15 protein-coding genes, 2 other RNA genes and 2 riboswitches are annotated in these 16,275 nt (G+C 35.3%); of the genes, 3 read left to right on the top strand and 14 right to left on the bottom strand.

Annotation, left to right across the window (positions count from 1 at the left end):
• Nucleotides 1–343: 343 nt before the first annotated feature.
• Nucleotides 344–509, bottom strand: a riboswitch (M-box (ykoK) riboswitch).
• Nucleotides 510–714: 205 nt separating this feature from the next.
• The 3 genes from ABH959_RS00990 to ABH959_RS00980 are packed head-to-tail and all read right to left on the bottom strand — an operon-like array spanning nt 715 to nt 2,648.
• The gene (locus ABH959_RS00990; protein ID WP_002117799.1) at nt 715–1,101 is read right to left on the bottom strand and encodes a DUF350 domain-containing protein; all 387 of its coding nucleotides are present in this window, start codon (nt 1,099–1,101) and stop codon (nt 715–717) included.
• Nucleotides 1,098–2,333, bottom strand: a complete 1,236-nt coding sequence (locus ABH959_RS00985; RefSeq protein ID WP_113937081.1) for a glutathionylspermidine synthase family protein — start codon at nt 2,331–2,333, stop codon at nt 1,098–1,100. Before ABH959_RS00985 ends, ABH959_RS00990 begins: the two co-directional genes overlap by 4 nt.
• Before the next feature lie 3 nt (nt 2,334–2,336).
• Complete coding sequence (locus ABH959_RS00980; RefSeq protein ID WP_113937080.1) at nt 2,337–2,648, bottom strand: hypothetical protein; 312 nt, start codon at nt 2,646–2,648, stop codon at nt 2,337–2,339.
• A gap of 83 nt (nt 2,649–2,731) precedes the next feature.
• Between ABH959_RS00980 and ABH959_RS00975 the strand changes: the two genes are divergently transcribed.
• The gene (locus ABH959_RS00975; protein ID WP_113937079.1) at nt 2,732–3,181 is read left to right on the top strand and encodes a hypothetical protein; all 450 of its coding nucleotides are present in this window, start codon (nt 2,732–2,734) and stop codon (nt 3,179–3,181) included.
• A gap of 55 nt (nt 3,182–3,236) precedes the next feature.
• Here ABH959_RS00975 and ssrS (ABH959_RS00970) read toward each other — a convergent pair.
• From ssrS (ABH959_RS00970) to ABH959_RS00950, 5 genes are all read right to left on the bottom strand, one after another.
• Nucleotides 3,237–3,420: non-coding RNA, 6S RNA (gene ssrS / locus ABH959_RS00970), on the bottom strand.
• Nucleotides 3,421–3,441: 21 nt separating this feature from the next.
• A non-coding RNA gene (gene ssrS / locus ABH959_RS00965) (6S RNA) lies at nt 3,442–3,624 on the bottom strand.
• Nucleotides 3,625–3,740: 116 nt separating this feature from the next.
• Complete coding sequence (locus tag ABH959_RS00960) at nt 3,741–4,574, bottom strand: sulfurtransferase (protein ID WP_113937078.1); 834 nt, start codon at nt 4,572–4,574, stop codon at nt 3,741–3,743.
• 2 nt (nt 4,575–4,576) lie between these two features.
• Nucleotides 4,577–4,849, bottom strand: coding sequence for a YpbS family protein (locus ABH959_RS00955; protein ID WP_113937077.1), 273 nt, complete (start codon nt 4,847–4,849; stop codon nt 4,577–4,579).
• 21 nt (nt 4,850–4,870) lie between these two features.
• Entirely contained in the window at nt 4,871–5,338 is a 468-nt protein-coding gene (locus ABH959_RS00950; protein ID WP_002030843.1) for a GNAT family N-acetyltransferase, read from the bottom strand.
• Between the two features lie 72 nt (nt 5,339–5,410).
• Between ABH959_RS00950 and ABH959_RS00945 the strand changes: the two genes are divergently transcribed.
• Nucleotides 5,411–5,665, top strand: coding sequence for a DUF3931 domain-containing protein (locus ABH959_RS00945; RefSeq protein ID WP_000369740.1), 255 nt, complete (start codon nt 5,411–5,413; stop codon nt 5,663–5,665).
• 3 nt (nt 5,666–5,668) lie between these two features.
• On the opposite strand, the gene ABH959_RS00940 is transcribed toward ABH959_RS00945, so the two are convergent.
• Nucleotides 5,669–9,328 (bottom strand): dynamin family protein, encoded by a 3,660-nt coding sequence (locus ABH959_RS00940; protein WP_113937076.1) that lies wholly within the window; start codon nt 9,326–9,328, stop codon nt 5,669–5,671.
• Between the two features lie 577 nt (nt 9,329–9,905).
• Between ABH959_RS00940 and ABH959_RS00935 the strand changes: the two genes are divergently transcribed.
• Nucleotides 9,906–11,069, top strand: coding sequence for a DUF418 domain-containing protein (locus ABH959_RS00935; RefSeq protein WP_113937075.1), 1,164 nt, complete (start codon nt 9,906–9,908; stop codon nt 11,067–11,069).
• A gap of 14 nt (nt 11,070–11,083) precedes the next feature.
• On the opposite strand, the gene pbuX is transcribed toward ABH959_RS00935, so the two are convergent.
• The 5 genes from pbuX to ypwA form a co-directional block, all read right to left on the bottom strand.
• Complete coding sequence (pbuX, locus tag ABH959_RS00930; protein WP_113937074.1) at nt 11,084–12,406, bottom strand: xanthine permease PbuX; 1,323 nt, start codon at nt 12,404–12,406, stop codon at nt 11,084–11,086.
• A gap of 2 nt (nt 12,407–12,408) precedes the next feature.
• Nucleotides 12,409–13,002 (bottom strand): xanthine phosphoribosyltransferase, encoded by a 594-nt coding sequence (locus ABH959_RS00925; RefSeq protein ID WP_002086571.1) that lies wholly within the window; start codon nt 13,000–13,002, stop codon nt 12,409–12,411.
• Between the two features lie 107 nt (nt 13,003–13,109).
• A riboswitch (purine riboswitch) is annotated at nt 13,110–13,211 on the bottom strand.
• A 116-nt stretch (nt 13,212–13,327) separates the two neighbouring features.
• On the bottom strand, nt 13,328–14,074 hold the full coding sequence (locus tag ABH959_RS00920; RefSeq protein ID WP_113937073.1) for a type I methionyl aminopeptidase: 747 nt from the start codon (nt 14,072–14,074) through the stop codon (nt 13,328–13,330).
• 154 nt (nt 14,075–14,228) lie between these two features.
• Nucleotides 14,229–14,702, bottom strand: coding sequence for a GNAT family N-acetyltransferase (locus ABH959_RS00915; RefSeq protein WP_113937072.1), 474 nt, complete (start codon nt 14,700–14,702; stop codon nt 14,229–14,231).
• A gap of 48 nt (nt 14,703–14,750) precedes the next feature.
• Entirely contained in the window at nt 14,751–16,268 is a 1,518-nt protein-coding gene (ypwA, locus tag ABH959_RS00910; protein WP_113937071.1) for a carboxypeptidase, read from the bottom strand.
• Nucleotides 16,269–16,275 lie beyond the last annotated feature (7 nt).

Here is a 16,275-nt window from a genome sequence, read left to right as displayed (position 1 = left end):
CTCCTTTACAACATAGGAAGAAACGCTTTGTTTCTCAATTTATCCACTTTACCGTGAAAGTGTCTAGCGCTTAAATACTCGAATAAACGCTACATTACGATAAATATAGAGGGAGGAACAAGTCGTTTCCTGCCTACATCATATATTTTTGATTTGAAGTATATGGGTAACGGAACCGAGTCAGAATTTGACATGCTCCTCACCTCCTCTTTAATTTTTTAGTTATAATCTATACTATGAAATTACTCATAGCTTGCTAACAAAAAAGACCCTTACTCATAAGAGAGCAAAGGTCATTGCATACACAAATAAGCGATTCCTAATATAATACAATTAGAAATCTACGGACCTCTCCCTCGCCGAGTTTTAGCACTGTATAGCATAGGTTCATTACCAGCTACGTTAAGAAAAACCTTAATTCGATCATTCCTGTTGACCCATTGGCGTCTCTCGACATTTTTGGGCAGTAGCATTTCTCTATACAGGAGCCTCACCTAACAGAGACTTATTATAATTACATAGAAAATGTTACTCTTATTTAAAATAGATGTCAACACTTTGTATGGAAACTTTTCCTTTTATTACAACAACTATCTCGAGTTTAGTACACTAATACGTATTCTGCTCAGCGTTCGGCTACATAAATTAATCGGACACATATTGCAAGAAATTAGCACATGAAAAATAAAACCCTTACGTTAAAATGTAAGGGTTTTAATATGTTACACAACCAGCAATTACAATTCCGATGGAAAGTGATAAAAACATAAGGAAAAGACCAACTGCTTGATTATCTTCTTCAAGGCTTTTATTAATATTAAAACGTGGTGTAAGCCATTCCGCTAAATAAAAGACAATAATTTGAGCTAATATCCCAACAGCCCCCCATGAAACCATATCAAGAATTGAAATAGAATTAGCAGCCGTTGAATATAAAACGATAGCAAGGCCAAGTAGTCTTCCTCCAAGTACATAGCTTACCGCTTTATTTCCTTGAGCCATTAACTTAAATTCCTTAACTTTCGTTGTCACTTCCATAAGAAAAAGACCGATACATAAAAGTGCAAGTGATACTGCTAAATATAGTAAAAAATTAATCATTTATTTTCCTCCTTCTTAATACCTACCGGTAAATAATACGATTCATTTCCCGTAATTTTTTCTCCAGCACGTATACCGATGCTACTCGCTTTTCCAGCAATTAAAAACGCCCCAAACACGTACGAAAGCTTCTCAATTCCTTTTTCAGTTTCCAAAAATACAACTGGAAGATCTGTATATTTCTGAAATATAGGAAGTGATGATTTATACGTTTCATGTGCATTTCGAATCATAACATTCGTATCCTTATCACGAATCGTAATCGTGTCACCTTCTCTACCGAACGAAGGTTTTTGAACGAAAGGACTTTTCCCAAAAAATAAATCTGGCTCTAAATATGTAGGAAGCATATATTCTTTAATCCACTTTTGTTCCTCACTTGTGTAAAAAGCACCTTCTTCTGCTAATCCCCAAATAAGACATTGAATTGATTTTGGCTGAAGTAAAAAGGCCGACAAAGGATTTATAATACAAAGCTTTCCTTCTTTTACAAGTTGCAAGAGTTCCACTCCCACCAAATCCCCAGTTTCGGGATCTTGATCTTCAATCAAGTCTTCAATTGGATATGTTTGGCGATATAAAATATCAATTGGTACACCATCTCTATCTACTAAAGCATCGGCTGTAATTCTAAGTTCTGTCATTGGCATTACTTTATTCTCAACATGACATAGCCCACTCAAATACATAGTCGTATTCCAATCTTCTATATGTTCATGATGAGCTGTGAAAACAACATTTGGATCTTCCATTCCTTTTGCAAACTCCATTACGGCTTTTGTAATACCAGAAGAAAGTAAGCGCTCTTGATTTGCATTTGGATTATCATATCCTAATTCTTCACAAACTTTTCCATTCATTTGAAAGCATTCCACAATAAAAGTCGGAGTGTCACTATTAAACTCAAGCATTTTAATACGATTATCATCTGTTAAAGCAAAATCAAATCGTGAAATAACAGATTCAGGATACATTCTTTTCAGTCTAATAAAAGGCAAGCTTGCAGTTGGAAAACCGAGTTCAAGAAGCTGTTCATTAGATAAATTCCGAAGAATTCTAGCAGTCTTAAAAAATATTTTCCCCATTCTTTCAGTTGCTACTTGTAATTGTTTCATCGTTTGCTCTGTTATCGGGAAAACATGAAACAAACTATATTCACATTCATATAAATCCGACCAGAAATGAGGATAATTCGAATAAAATTCTTTTCGTTCCTTTATGTATTGCGACATATTTTAACCTCCAAATCCACCTTTTGAACCGCTTCCAATTCCACCTTTAAATTCGGCCGAAGATTGATAAGTTTTAAACTCTGATGAATTTTTGAAGGCGGATTTATTTTGATAGTATGTACCACCATAAAAGTAATGTCCACGATAACCTGAACTACTATCATCACACTGCCAAACACCAAGCTCATCATCCCAATCCCAATCAGAACAACTATTATCATTCGGTTCAGGGGGAATATCTTGCGCGCAGCCAAATAAAGTGCCCGTCATTAAAGATGTTAGGACACCACCTACTAGCCATTTCGTTTTTGTCACCTTTGCACTCCCCTTTTAAAATTATATTTCTATTATATAAGATACCATGATAAAGTAGAAGAAAAAGGAAGGAGAGGGATAAAATGAGATTGGAATATCGGCTCAATGATGAAACTAACGGGTATCCGGCTTTATGGAACTACACAAATATTTCTAATTCTGAAATTGTCGCGCGCATGACTTGTGAATATTTTACAAAAGATAGAAATACATATGTCGTTACTGCAACTTCAGTAGATCCAGACGGGACAGCAGTGTTATATATACAAAAAGAAGTTTTTTTCAACGACCCTTCAGATCCTACATACTCGCACATAGGTTTTGAAATTAGGGAACTAAAGGAAACAAGCTCAATTATGATAGAAAGTAAAGATGTTTGGAATTACGAGGATATCTTACCCTCTCTCCATTCAGATATTATATATATTCAACAGGATAGAATACATTTGGAATTCACCCTAGATTCAAGAGAAATTGATGAAGACCGCAAGTGCTATATTTATTATGGGAACTTTACAGGTAAATCGAGATAACATGAGCATATATATTCAACAAAAAAACCTTACGTATAAAACGTAAGGTTTTTTATATAGTCCCACATATGCCGTTATCTATAGATGTCCATAAACCTGCTCTCACAGGTGGATGTCCTCACAAATGTTTGTAACTTCCTTCTTAAAAAGATGGCCTGCTATCTACATTTAAATATTGAACTTCCATATTATACTTATTGGTTTAAGACATACACAAGCTACGTACACCGTAGGAATTTTATATACTATTAGTTGAAATAAGACCCCCGCAAGTGCCGTCTCTCGTAAATGTCCAAAAACCCGCTACTCGCAGGTGGATGCCCTCACAGTTACCGTATATCTTCCTCCACAAGGAAGGCTTGATAATGGTCACTAAATATTGAGCTTCCGTAAAACTAACATCGGTTTTAGACATAAATAAGTTACGCACACCGCAGGATGTATTATTTACTTGTCGTTATATTATCACATTGTTTCCAATGTGTAAAATATAATATTTTTGAAGCAATCTCTTGCTTGTGACCTTATTTTAATACAAATTATTTTTGCATGCAAGTGATTAATCTTCTTCTTTTGCAATTTGATTTTCTGGATAAGAAATCCAATCACTCCAGCTACCTGTATACAACTTAACATTTTGAAAACCAGCTAATGTTAATGCAACTATGTTCGGACACGCTGTAACACCAGAACCACAATATACGATTGTTTCCTTCTCTTTATCAAGATTTTGGAAACGCCCTTGCTGTTCCTCTTCGTTTTTAAAGTGTCCCGATTCTAAAATCCCATCTTTCCAAAAATAGTTTACTGCCGTCGGAATATGCCCTGCCTTCGAATCAACGAGCTCTTCCGCACCAGCATAACGTTTTGGTTCCCTAGAATCAATTAATGTCATATTTGTACCTGCACGAATTTTCCCTCTCACATCTTCCATCGTTACAAGCATATTTTCTTGTATTTCCGGTATAAAAGGTTTTCGTGCAATAACTGGGATATTCGGCGTTGTGTGTAATCCATTCTCTTTCCAAGCTGGAAATCCACCGTCTAATATATACACTTTCTCATGTCCTACATAGTTTAATAACCACCATAAACGAGAAGCCATTGCACCAGCTTGACTGTCATACGCAATCACTGTCGTATGTTCATCAATCCCGGCCTGTGAAAGCTTGTCTGCAAACTCCTCAATATTTGGCAACGGATGGCGGCCACCATGTTCTGCTACAGGACTTGATAAATCTAAATTTAAATCAAAATATAACGCATGAGGAATATGTTCTTCCTCATACTTCTCTCTACCCCAATTAGGATTCGCTAAATCAAATCGACAATCGATTATACGGACATTCTCATCTTCTATATGCTCACGTAACCATTCGACTGTAACAACCATCTTTAACGACCTTCTTTCTCTTGCAAACGACCTACATACTCCATAACCATATCTTTTGTAACAAGTTTACGCTGCAGTGCAACGCCATTTTTTGCAAGTTCATTAATTTGCTTTGTTACAACATTAATGACATCAACCGAAAATTCTTTCCCATTTGACGCAAGAGATACGGCTGCTTCAATAGCTGCTTCACGCTGCGCATCTAATTGTAAACATGCTTTTACACTTTCATTTTGTTTACGAGAATGTGCTGTAATTGCTTTATGTACTTCCATCTTCTCTTCCCCCTAAATAAGTTATACGTTCTTATTCAATTCCATTGCAAGCCGAATCATATCACGACATACAATCCCATTTTCAATAATCTCTTCTTCATAATGCTTTGAAAAGTAATCAAAATCAATAGAAAAAATACGAAATCCACATTTTTGATATAAAGCAAGTTGTGAAACACTAGAATTGCCTGTACCAACTTCAAGTTTTGACATACCATATCCTTTAGCAGTTTCTATGGCATGACTTAATAGCTTCTTTCCAATCCCTTTTCCTTGCAAATGCTCTACAACCGCAACGTTCATAATTTCCATCGTCTTCGGCCTTGTTTCCAAAAGAACATATACACCGATAACACTCTCCTCTTGCTTAGCTACATATGTTAAGCCTCTTTGTGCATATGCATCAATTTGCTGCTCACTTGGATCAGCAAGCAATAATAAAGGTTTCGGTATAGCTTCTTTCGAAATATACTCTATTACTACGCCCATAAAAAATTCCCCTTTCTCTATTGTTCTAAACCCTCCTTGTCTACCATAAATAATAGAAAGGAGGGATTCATCATGGACAACAATGAGAAAAAATGCAACGTCATCTCTATTGATGGAAAGAAAAAGAAGAGCGACACATATTCCTATCCAAAATTAGTAGTAGAAAACAAAACGTATGAGTTTTCTTCATTCGTCTTATGCGGTGAAACACCAGACGGCAGACGCTTAGTTCTTACCCATATGATTTCTACTGATGAGTTTGCAGGGTTTGTAAAATCTTTAGATACTGTACTACAAAAGAAAATTGAACGAATCTTTTTTTCATAACAGCTATTTAATATAAATTTCTTTTTCAATTTCTACTAACTGCTTTTGTAGCTCTTCTTTACTTTGTTCGTATAGTGATACATCAATTGTTTCAGCTAAAGCGAATAATATACTTTCATAATAATTCTCAACATCTTGCTGCATCACTTTTTGGAATAGGTTCCATTTTGCATCCCACTCTTGCTTATAATGATGAACGAATAAATCTTCTTCATCAACTACATAGTTTGATACGAAAGGTTCTAACACTCCTTTAGCGTCTTCTTGCATAAAAGCTTTATCATTTTTTTCAAAAAAGCTTTTCTCATTTTTAAAATGTGCTAGTGCCTTTTTAAAATCTTTTATTTCTATTGAAGGAAACGGCTCTTTATGTGTAATAATTTTATATTCATAATCCACTGTTCCACCCATAGAAATCGATTCATTTTCCACTTTGCAATTCACAACAATTTCATCCTTTGCACGCTTCATCGCTTCATCTATCCATTTTTCAAGACGTAATGATGTCGCACGCATTTCTTGTAATAAATCATGTTGAATAAATGAAACTAATTCCATTACACATTGCTGCAACTGCATTTTCACATTCCCATCTGTTCGTAACGACGCCGGATTAATAAATTCAGTAAACACATCGTTATAGCGTAAAAATAGACGTTGGTGTACATAATAAAGCAATTCTTTCACTTCATTTTGCATTGCTTGCTCTTCAGCAAGTACACTATATGATGAAATAATATGAAGTAGCTGATTACGCTCTGCTTCATATTTTTTTGTTTGCTTCTCTTTCTCATCATTTCCCTGCTTTGCGCCATTTATCATATTTACAAGAAGCTGATTCGCTCCTTGCAATGCACCATATAAAGCATGCACAGATACAAGCATTAAATCCCTCATCATAAAGGACGTAAATGATTCTTCAAACTTAGTAATCCCGGAGTTTTGTAAAATACCATACTTTTCTTTATCAATACTTTTCCCTTGCTTTTCTTCAAGCGCACATAAACTTGAAATTGCAAATAAACGTGGATTTCTAATACCGTATTGCAGGAGCTGATCAGCAATATAACCTTTTACCATTTCAAGTTCTTCTTCAGATTGTGCTAAATCGGCAGCATTTATTAAGAAGAACATTTTATCAAGTGCAAATGTATCCTTTACACGACCGAGCTGAATTAAAAATTCACGATCTGCACGAGAGAAAACATGATTATAGTATGTTACGAATAAAATAGCATCTGCGTTTTTAATATACTGGAATGCAACATCCGTATGGCGCGCGTTAATAGAATCCGCCCCTGGTGTATCTACAAGAGCTACTCCTTGCCTTGTTAAAGCACAATCATAATAAAGCTCCATATACTCAACAAAGCATGATTTTTCTTCATTAGCTACATAATCAGAGAACTCCTCTAACGTAACTTGTAATTGTTCCCCTAAATGATTAGCAACTGCCTCATATCCTTTTTGTACCGCTCGCAAAAAGCTAAATGTTGTTTTTTGCTTCCCACTTGGTGAAGGGTATTTCATAATTTGATCAATTTTCGTTAACGCTTCTTCCAATGTAGCAATTTCATAGTGAAACATTTTATAAACAGCTTTCATATCTTCTAACAGCGCTTGCTCTGATTTAAACTGGACAATTACCGTTCCATGTTGTTTATCTTCTGTAACTGGCAAAATTTGATTTATTGTTGCTGTCGTTGGGTTTGGCGATACAGGAAGTACCTTTTCACCGAGCAATGCGTTAGCAAATGATGATTTCCCAGCACTAAAAGCTCCAAATAACGCTACTGTAAATTGCTTCGTTTCTACACGCTGTCTTTTGCCAACTACTTCTTGCTGTAGATGTTTCAGTGTAGGCAATGGATCTAATATCGTTTCAGCTTTCTTCACTTTTTCTAATATACGCTGAATATTTAAAGCTTTCGTTCCTTTAATCTCTTCTTCACTAGCCGCTACGTTATCATTTACAATTTCTTGCTCTTGTAGTGTAAACTTCTCACTAACAACTTGTTTTTTACTTTGTAATATTTCGTCTATTTGCAATCCATCTGGTATAGAAATATTTTCATTCCAAATATCTCCTAAATAGTTCTCATATTCCTCATACGTCTTAATGTACTGTAATTTTGTTTCTTTTGCTGTTTGTAACATCGTGTATTTTTCAATTTCTTCTTCAATACGAGCAATCTCTATCTTCACTTTCTTCTGCAATATACCCGTACTTTTTCCAAAGATTTGCTGAGATTTCATAAAGTATCTTTTCTTTAACTCATTTGCAACGTCAGCAGTATAAAGAAGTAAGTAATCACCTGTAAATCCAGCCCCCTGTTTAATTGGTTCAGCCAACACTTCCGGTCCGAAAGCAATTTCTAACGCATATATGTCTTTCCCTATTTCCTCTGTAAATAACCCTTCTTCTTTTAAGAAGGCTACAATAAATTCTTTCACATGAAAATCAAGTTGCGTTTCAACAGTCTTTTGAAGAGCAGAATAAAAAGCATCTACACGTCTCTGTTTTTCTTGCTCCGTCTTTCCTTTCGCAAATAACAAGCCAACTTTAAACTTCGTTAATTTCGTTTCTAAATATTTATTTGCCAATTCTCTCATTTCAAATGGCATTAAATACGCGTTATCTAATATGGCTTGTAAACCTTTTATAAATTCATTTCTCACATCAGATTCTTTACTAGCCACCCGATTTTTATTTTCAGTTAACTCTTCCTTTTTTTCAACTATCTCTGAAAGTGACAGTGGTGATGTTAATTCTTCTTCATATTTCATGAGATGTTTTTCATTTTCAGAAAGAATAAACGAACAATGTTCTTGCAGTAAATATTCTGTTTCTCGCTCCATTCCCTTTCTTACATACTGCTCTTTTTCTTTCATGATAGAAAAGATTAATGCTTCTAAACTTTGAATTTCATTGTATGGATGATTCATCATTCGCAATGATGTATAGAAAATACCATCTACTTCAATATCCCAGTTAGAAAAAGACTGTTTTACACTATCTCTATACTCTTCAAACGATAACTCATTTGCTTTATGTTTATCTATTTGGTTTACAACGAGATAAACCGTTTTATTACGTTGTTTCAATTCTTTAACAAACTGTAAGTTAACCTCTGATTGGACATGGTTATAATCCATCATATAGAAAATAACATCTGCTAGATGCAGTGTTGATTCCGTCGCTAATTGGTGGGCATCATCTGTAGAATCAATTCCCGGCGTATCAACTAACATAACCCCATCAGGAATTGGCGCATCATTTCGATAAATATGAACACCAATTACTTCATCACCGTCTTTACATATTTGTTTTAATTCTTCTGCTGAATATGCGCCGTCATATTCATACTGTTCTCCAGACTTAATCGTTACAACAACACGATCAGATCCTCTTTCAATTTTAACAACGTTAGCACTCGTTGGAATCGGACTTGTCGGTAATAATTGCGCTTTATATAGGTGATTCATCATTGTCGATTTCCCCGCAGAAAAATGACCACAAAAAGCTAGCATAAGCTGCTCTTGTTTATATTTTTGAATCACTTCAAACAACTTCAAACTATTCTCTACATCGCCGTTTTTTTGCCACTCTTCATAAAAACAAACAAGTTTTTTCATACCGTTTGTCTGTACTATGTTTGTCATCCCCTTGTTCCCCTTTATCCAAGATGTATATACTTTATCCCGCTATTTGTGGGCAGTAAAAACCCGTTTCGTGCGGGCTAGTAATCAGTGAGGGATAGACCTCCCCGCTGATTAAAGTTTCACTTTATTATCATACTAAATTTTCAGCATATTCACATCAAAAATAAAAAATCCCTTTCATTCTTTTTACAAATGAAAGGGATTTTATGTAATATTATTCATTTTGTTGTTCCTACTCCATTTAAAACATACTTTGTAACACCAACATATATAGCAATCGTTCCTGCAACAAGTGCATACACCATATTAACACACCAACCTTTTTTGATAATGATTATCACTTTTGAATACATTTTATCATTAAAGAGAATCATTATCAACAAATTTATAAAAAAAGAAAGCTCCTTCGGGAAAAGGAGCTTTACTGCCTGTTTTAAAGAAGTTTAAAACTTGCTGTGCACTCTTATTATATCTCATAATGCACATCTTAGCAGTTTTAAAAATTGGAAATTACCTATATACCCTCCTCTTTACATTTTGTATAATAAAAGGGAATTACTTAACAAGGAGGAAAATAATGACACAAAATATTTCACAAGGCGAGAGGATACATTCCATCGATATTATTAGAGGAATAGCTGTACTAGGTATTTTTCTTGTTAACTGGCCTGTTATCGCTGGGATCGACTCACGTGATCTTTCAGGAGTCTATGAGGGGCTAAATAGCTATATCCGTCTATTTTACGATATGTTTATTCAAACAAAGTTTTATACTATCTTTTCGTTTTTATTCGGCCTAGGCTTTTACATTTTTATGACTCGTGCTGAAGCGAAAACGGATCGCCCAAAAACTTTATTTGTTCGTCGCTTGCTCATTTTATTATTATTTGGTTTCTTGCATTACGTTCTTTTATGGGACGGAGACATCTTACATAGTTATGCCATCGCTGGATTTTTCTTATTGTTATTTTATAAGAGAGAGCCTCGTACTATTTTAATATGGGCATTAGTTTTACTAAGTATTTTTCAATTTTTCATGCTAATCGCTAGTATAGTGGTTGCCTTAGTACCAAAGGCAGAGTTAGGGTTTTCCTTACCGATCATGCCACTTGAAGACTGGGTGTCACAAATACAAAATCGTTTCCATGCATTTTATTCTGAAGGAATTGGACTAAATGTATTCATGCTCCCAGAAACAGTTGGACTATTTTTACTTGGTTTATACGCCGGCAAAAAAGATATTTTCCGCCGCACGAAAGAGTTAGATCCAAAGCTTAAAAAATGGCAAATCATTATGTTCATTTTGACATTACCAATGTGGTTCTTCATGGTCCGTTACTTCTTATCAAAACCATCTTATGAACCATTTTATATGCAGGCCTTTACAATGTTTAGTGGAAAAACATTATTCATATTCTACATTTTCACACTCATGCGTTTATTACAAAAAGAAAGATGGCAAACATTATTACGCCCATTCCAATATGTCGGACGAATGGCGTTAACAAATTACATCACGCATACGATTGTTACGTTACTTGTATTCGGCCTATTTTTCAAAAAGTATTATCCCGCTCCATTATGGGTGGGACCACTATTTTGCATCGGCTTTTATACGTTACAAATCTTTATTAGCCGCTGGTGGCTTTCACGTTACCAATATGGGCCACTTGAATACATTTGGCGCCTTGGTACGTACGGTAAGATGATGCCACTTAAAAAGAAAAGCAAGGTCTCATAATGAGACCTTGCTTTTTACGCTTCTCTTACTGCACTTTGCATAGAGACTGGTTCTTCTTTTACTTTTACTTTGCGATGCGGCACCATATTAAATACGATATTTAAAAGTACTGCTGACGCACTTCCAAGTACAATTCCGTTATCTGTTAAAATACGGATGTTTTCCGGAAGCTGTGAAAATAACGTTGGAACAACTGTAACTCCAAGTCCGATTCCGACAGAACATGCGACAATTAATAAATTTTCTTGTTTTCCAAAATCAACACTGCTTAACATTTTAATACCATATGCCATAACCATGCCGAACATTGCTAGCATTGCACCGCCAAGTACTGATTTCGGAATAATTGTTGTAATGGCTGCGATTTTAGGAATAAACCCAAGAGCAATTAACATACCACCACAAGTATAGATAATGACGCGATTTCTTACTCCAGTTAATTGAACAAGTCCTACGTTTTGAGAATATGTTGTGTATGGAAATGCGTTAAAAACACCACCTAGAACCATTGCTAATCCTTCTGCGCGATAACCTTTTGTTAATTCTTTTTCACCGATCTTCTTATTACAAATATCAGATAATGCAAAATATACCCCTGTTGCTTCCACAATTCCTACGCAAGCAACGAGAATCATCGTAATAATTGGCGTTAATTCAAATGTTGGTGTACCGAAGTAAAACGGCTGAATACCGTGGAACCAATCTGCCTCTCCAACCGCTTGCAAGCTTACTTTCCCCATAAATGCTGCGACGATTGTACCGAACAAAAGACCAAGTAATATAGAGATTGAACGGATAAATCCATCAAAGAAACGATACATAATAATGATAAATAATAAAACACCAAATGCTAACGCTAAATTTTCTAGACTTCCGAAATCTTTACTTCCAACTCCTCCAGCCATATCATTAATAGCTGCTGGAACAAGTGTAACCCCAATAACTGTAACGACAGATCCTGTTACAACAGGAGGAAACAGTTTTACAAGCTTCCCAAATAATTTCGCGAAAATAACAACAAATAATCCCGCAGCAATAATTGCTCCATATATAGAGGACACGCCGTATTGTTTACCAATTGCAATCATCGGTCCAACCGCTGTAAATGTACAACCAAGTACAACCGGAAGCCCAATACCGAAAAAGCGATTTGATAATGCTTGTAAAATCGTTGCTACGCCGCACATTAATAAGTCAATCGATACTAAATACGTTAATTCTTGTTGATTTAAACCAAGTCCCCCGCCGACAATAAGAGGAACAATAATTGCGCCAGCGTACATGGCAAGCATGTGCTGCATACCAAGCGATGCGATTTTAAATGGGTGCTGCTTCATCGTTAGTTCACCTCCGCAGTTTCTTGCTGTACAAATGTAACTGTGCCGTTATCAAGTGATGCAATTTCTGCTAGTGATTCAACACGAACACCCTGTTCACGCAGCTTCTTTCCTCCATCTTGAAATGCTTTTTCAATAACAATGCCAATTCCCGCAATACTTGCCCCGGCTTGCTCTACTAAACTCATTAAACCTAAAGCAGCCTGACCATTTGCTAAAAAGTCATCAATAATTAATACATGATCATTTTCATCAATATGATTTCGAGATAATGAAATCTCGTTCGTTTCTTGTTTTGTAAATGAATATACGTTTGCAACATACATATTATCTTGTAACGTTAACGATTTACGCTTTCTTGCAAAAACTACTTTTACACCAAGCTCTAAAGCAGCCATAACCGCTGGCGCAATGCCTGAAGATTCAATCGTCACGATTTTTGTAATGTTCTCTTCTTTAAAACGCTTAGCAAATTCTTTTCCGATTTCTTGCATAAGTACTGGATCAATTTGATGATTTAAAAATGCATCTACCTTTAATACATCACCAGATAAAACCTTTCCTTCGTTCAAAATCTTTTCTTGTAATACTTTCATGTTAGTTCCTCCTCTTATGCAAATAAAAAACTCCAAAAGCCGCCACCACTCGTTACAAGTGAGAGACGTGCTTTTGGAGTTTCGCAAAAAAGAATGCTAAACAAGCAAATATATTCGTCCTCACTCATAGTCAAAGTATTTACGGTACTTCGGTAGAAACTTGCAGGCCATATCCCCGCGATTATATGAGTGTAGCTAACTTATTTATTTATAGAAGGATTATAACGCACTTTTTTCACTTTGAAAAGCATTTATCGAAAAAACACGTACGAATTTTATGAAAACACCATTTTTGTTCGAGTTTTTCAAACTTTCACATTTCATATTACAACGTCGTTAATATGATAGGACCATCCTTCGTAATCGCAATTGTATGCTCATACTGTGCAGATAATTTCCCATCCATCGTCCGTGCAGTCCATCCGTTTAAATCTACTTTAGAATATCGCATACCGGCATTTACAATAGGTTCAATTGTAATTACCATTCCTTCTTGTAATTCTGGTCCTTGCCTTGGCTTACCAAAATGAAAAATTGCTGGTTCCTCATGAATTTCTTTACCAATTCCGTGTCCCGTAAAGTCTCTTGCAACAGAAAACCCTTCAGAGGCTACATAACTTTCAATTGCGTATCCAATATCTCCAACATGGTTACCACTTATTGCTTGCTCAATCCCTTTATATAAAGCACTCTCTGCTACTAACAATAACCTTTTTGCTTCATCAGAACTATCTCCAACTATATACGTCCATGCAGAATCCGAAAGCGCACCATTTAAGTTTACTACCATGTCAATTGTCACAATATCCCCTTCACTTAAGGGAACATCTGTTGGAAACCCATGACACATTTCATTGTTCACAGATGCACATATTGCGTATGGATAATCGTTATACCCTTTCTGTTCGGATCTGGCACCATGCTCTTCTAAATATGCTTCAACAAACGTATCAATTTCTTGTGTAGTGATACCTGGTTTCATCATTTTTGCAATTTCTCTATGACAAGAAGCTAGTAACTTCCCCGATTCATGCATCAAATCTATTTCATTTTTCGTTTTAATTATAATCATACTACCTCTCCTTACTAAACTTGCTATTTGCTACTAAACTTCAATCATACACATCCTCTTCCAAAATTTCAAAACTTCTAATTACAACAAGTACAAAAACAAACATCATTTATTTCTACATCAAAATAAAAAAACAGAAGCTCTCCTCTGTTTTTTAATCATTTTCACATATATAATTCATTTTCAAAAACTCAAAACAACTACCATTTGTTTTCTGTATAAACGTTCCAACAGCTTCGAATCCTGCTCTTTTATACACTTTAATCGCTCTTTCATTAAATGTCGCTACTGATAGTGTTATATAATTGCATCCGTATTTTTCTTTACTAAAATCTAATCCAGCTTTTACGAACTGTAAACCTAATCCATTGCCTGTTATATCAGGTCTCATTCCAAGTCCTATATCAACTGTTTGATTATTTATGTTACTAAAACTAAAGAAACCAATGAGAGTACCATTTTCCTTCACAGAAAATGTATGATTCCCTCTACTCTCATCCTCTAAAAACTCAGCTAAATCTTCTTCATCTGCCTCTATATCATAAAAGGAATACTCCCCTTCATAATGCCAGTTGTATGCAATTTCTTCTGCTTCCGCTTGCGACATTACTGTAAACATATAGCCCATTTCTCTCACCCCCTCATAAAAAAAAGCTGCAATTAAGCAGCTCCTGTTTTATAACTCATAAATCTCTTTATATTTAGCTTCTAAATAATCAGCTAAGTAGTTTGCATTTAAACCTTCACCTGTCACATCTTTTAAAATTTCAAGTGGTTTTTTCGTTTTTCCATATTGGTGAATATTCTCTGTTAACCATTCACGAATTGGTGTCACGTTTCCTTCTTCTAATAATGCATCAAAGTTTGGAATATCCTTTAGCATCCTATGTTTAAATTGCGCTGCATACATATAACCAAGCGCATAGGATGGGAAGTATCCAAATGAACCACCAGCCCAGTGAACATCTTGCAATACACCTTGTGCATCGTTTTCCGGACGAATTCCTAAATATGCTTCCATCTTATCATTCCAAGCCGATGGCAAATCCTTCACTTGTAATGTACCATCAAATAATTCTTTCTCAAGTTCATAACGAACCATGACGTGAAGCGGATATGTAAGCTCATCTGCTTCTATACGAATAAACGATGGCTTCGATTCGTTAATCGCATCATAAAACTCATCTACTGATATATCATTGAATTGACCATCGCTATACTCTTTTAATAAATCATAATTTTTCTTCCAGAATGATTTATTACGACCGATAAAGTTCTCAAAGAATAATGATTGTGACTCATGAATACCCATAGAAGTTCCACTACATAGCGGTGTACCTTCAAATTTCTCTGCAATATTTTGTTCATATACAGCATGACCACATTCATGAATCGTGCCGAAAACAGCCATACGGAAGTCTTTCTCATCGTAACGAGTCGTAATACGAACATCCCCTCTATTTAATGTAATTTCAAAAGGATGTACCGTTTCATCAAGACGACCCGCTTCAAAGTTATAGTTCAATTGTTTTAATAACTCTAAAGTAAAATTCTTTTGTTTTTCTTTTGAAAAATGTTCAGCTAAAGCATTTGTTTTCAACTCTTTTTTAGACTCAGAAATTTCTTTCACAAGCGGAACGATACGTTCACGTAGTTGACCAAATACATGATCTAACACTTCTACTGTGATTCCCGGCTCATACATGTCTAATAGCGTGTTATATTTGTACGTTTCGTAACCCCAATATGTAATAAACTTCTTTTTGAATTCAACAATTTTTTCTAAATACGGACGGAACATTTCGAAGTCAGATTTTTCGCGAGCTTCTTCCCATACACTTTCCGCTTTCGCTTCTAATTTCACATACGCTTCATATTCCGCTTGTGGAATTTTCTTATTTCTATCATATTCTTTACGACACTCTTCAACCATTTTCTTTGTCGTTTCAGAAAGTTTATTTTCAATAATTAAAGATTCTAGTTCAGTTAAATAGTTCCCCATCTCATCTGAAGTCGACATCGCAAACACTTCGGATGAAAGCATTCCAATTACTTCTGAACGCTGGTCTACTCCTTGCTTTGGTGCACCTGTTCTTAAATCCCAAAACATTAAACTTAATGCCTCTCCGTAATTCTCTATCTTCTTCACATATGTTAAAAATTGTTTTTCCACTTCATATGTAGCAACTGTCATAGTATAA

The organism is Bacillus sp. RC51, from assembly GCF_044908115.1.
GTDB classification, from domain to species: domain Bacteria; phylum Bacillota; class Bacilli; order Bacillales; family Bacillaceae_G; genus Bacillus_A; species Bacillus_A mycoides.
This window is presented reverse-complemented; position numbering and strand designations above follow the sequence as displayed.

Bases quoted from the DNA above. Each gene is read 5' to 3' on its own strand.
- ABH959_RS00925 (WP_002086571.1), bottom strand. From the start codon at position 13,002: ATGAAAGTATTACAAGAAAAGATTTTGAACGAAGGAAAGGTTTTATCT.
- ABH959_RS00985 (WP_113937081.1), bottom strand. From the start codon at position 2,333: ATGTCGCAATACATAAAGGAACGAAAAGAATTTTATTCGAATTATCCT.
- pbuX (WP_113937074.1), bottom strand. From the start codon at position 12,406: ATGAAGCAGCACCCATTTAAAATCGCATCGCTTGGTATGCAGCACATG.
- ABH959_RS00935 (WP_113937075.1), top strand. From the start codon at position 9,906: ATGACACAAAATATTTCACAAGGCGAGAGGATACATTCCATCGATATT.
- ABH959_RS00915 (WP_113937072.1), bottom strand. From the start codon at position 14,702: ATGGGCTATATGTTTACAGTAATGTCGCAAGCGGAAGCAGAAGAAATT.
- ypwA (WP_113937071.1), bottom strand. From the start codon at position 16,268: ATGACAGTTGCTACATATGAAGTGGAAAAACAATTTTTAACATATGTG.
- ABH959_RS00950 (WP_002030843.1), bottom strand. From the start codon at position 5,338: ATGGGCGTAGTAATAGAGTATATTTCGAAAGAAGCTATACCGAAACCT.
- ABH959_RS00955 (WP_113937077.1), bottom strand. From the start codon at position 4,849: ATGGAAGTACATAAAGCAATTACAGCACATTCTCGTAAACAAAATGAA.
- ABH959_RS00990 (WP_002117799.1), bottom strand. From the start codon at position 1,101: ATGATTAATTTTTTACTATATTTAGCAGTATCACTTGCACTTTTATGT.
- ABH959_RS00960 (WP_113937078.1), bottom strand. From the start codon at position 4,574: ATGGTTGTTACAGTCGAATGGTTACGTGAGCATATAGAAGATGAGAAT.
- ABH959_RS00940 (WP_113937076.1), bottom strand. From the start codon at position 9,328: ATGACAAACATAGTACAGACAAACGGTATGAAAAAACTTGTTTGTTTT.
- ABH959_RS00975 (WP_113937079.1), top strand. From the start codon at position 2,732: ATGAGATTGGAATATCGGCTCAATGATGAAACTAACGGGTATCCGGCT.
- ABH959_RS00945 (WP_000369740.1), top strand. From the start codon at position 5,411: ATGGACAACAATGAGAAAAAATGCAACGTCATCTCTATTGATGGAAAG.
- ABH959_RS00920 (WP_113937073.1), bottom strand. From the start codon at position 14,074: ATGATTATAATTAAAACGAAAAATGAAATAGATTTGATGCATGAATCG.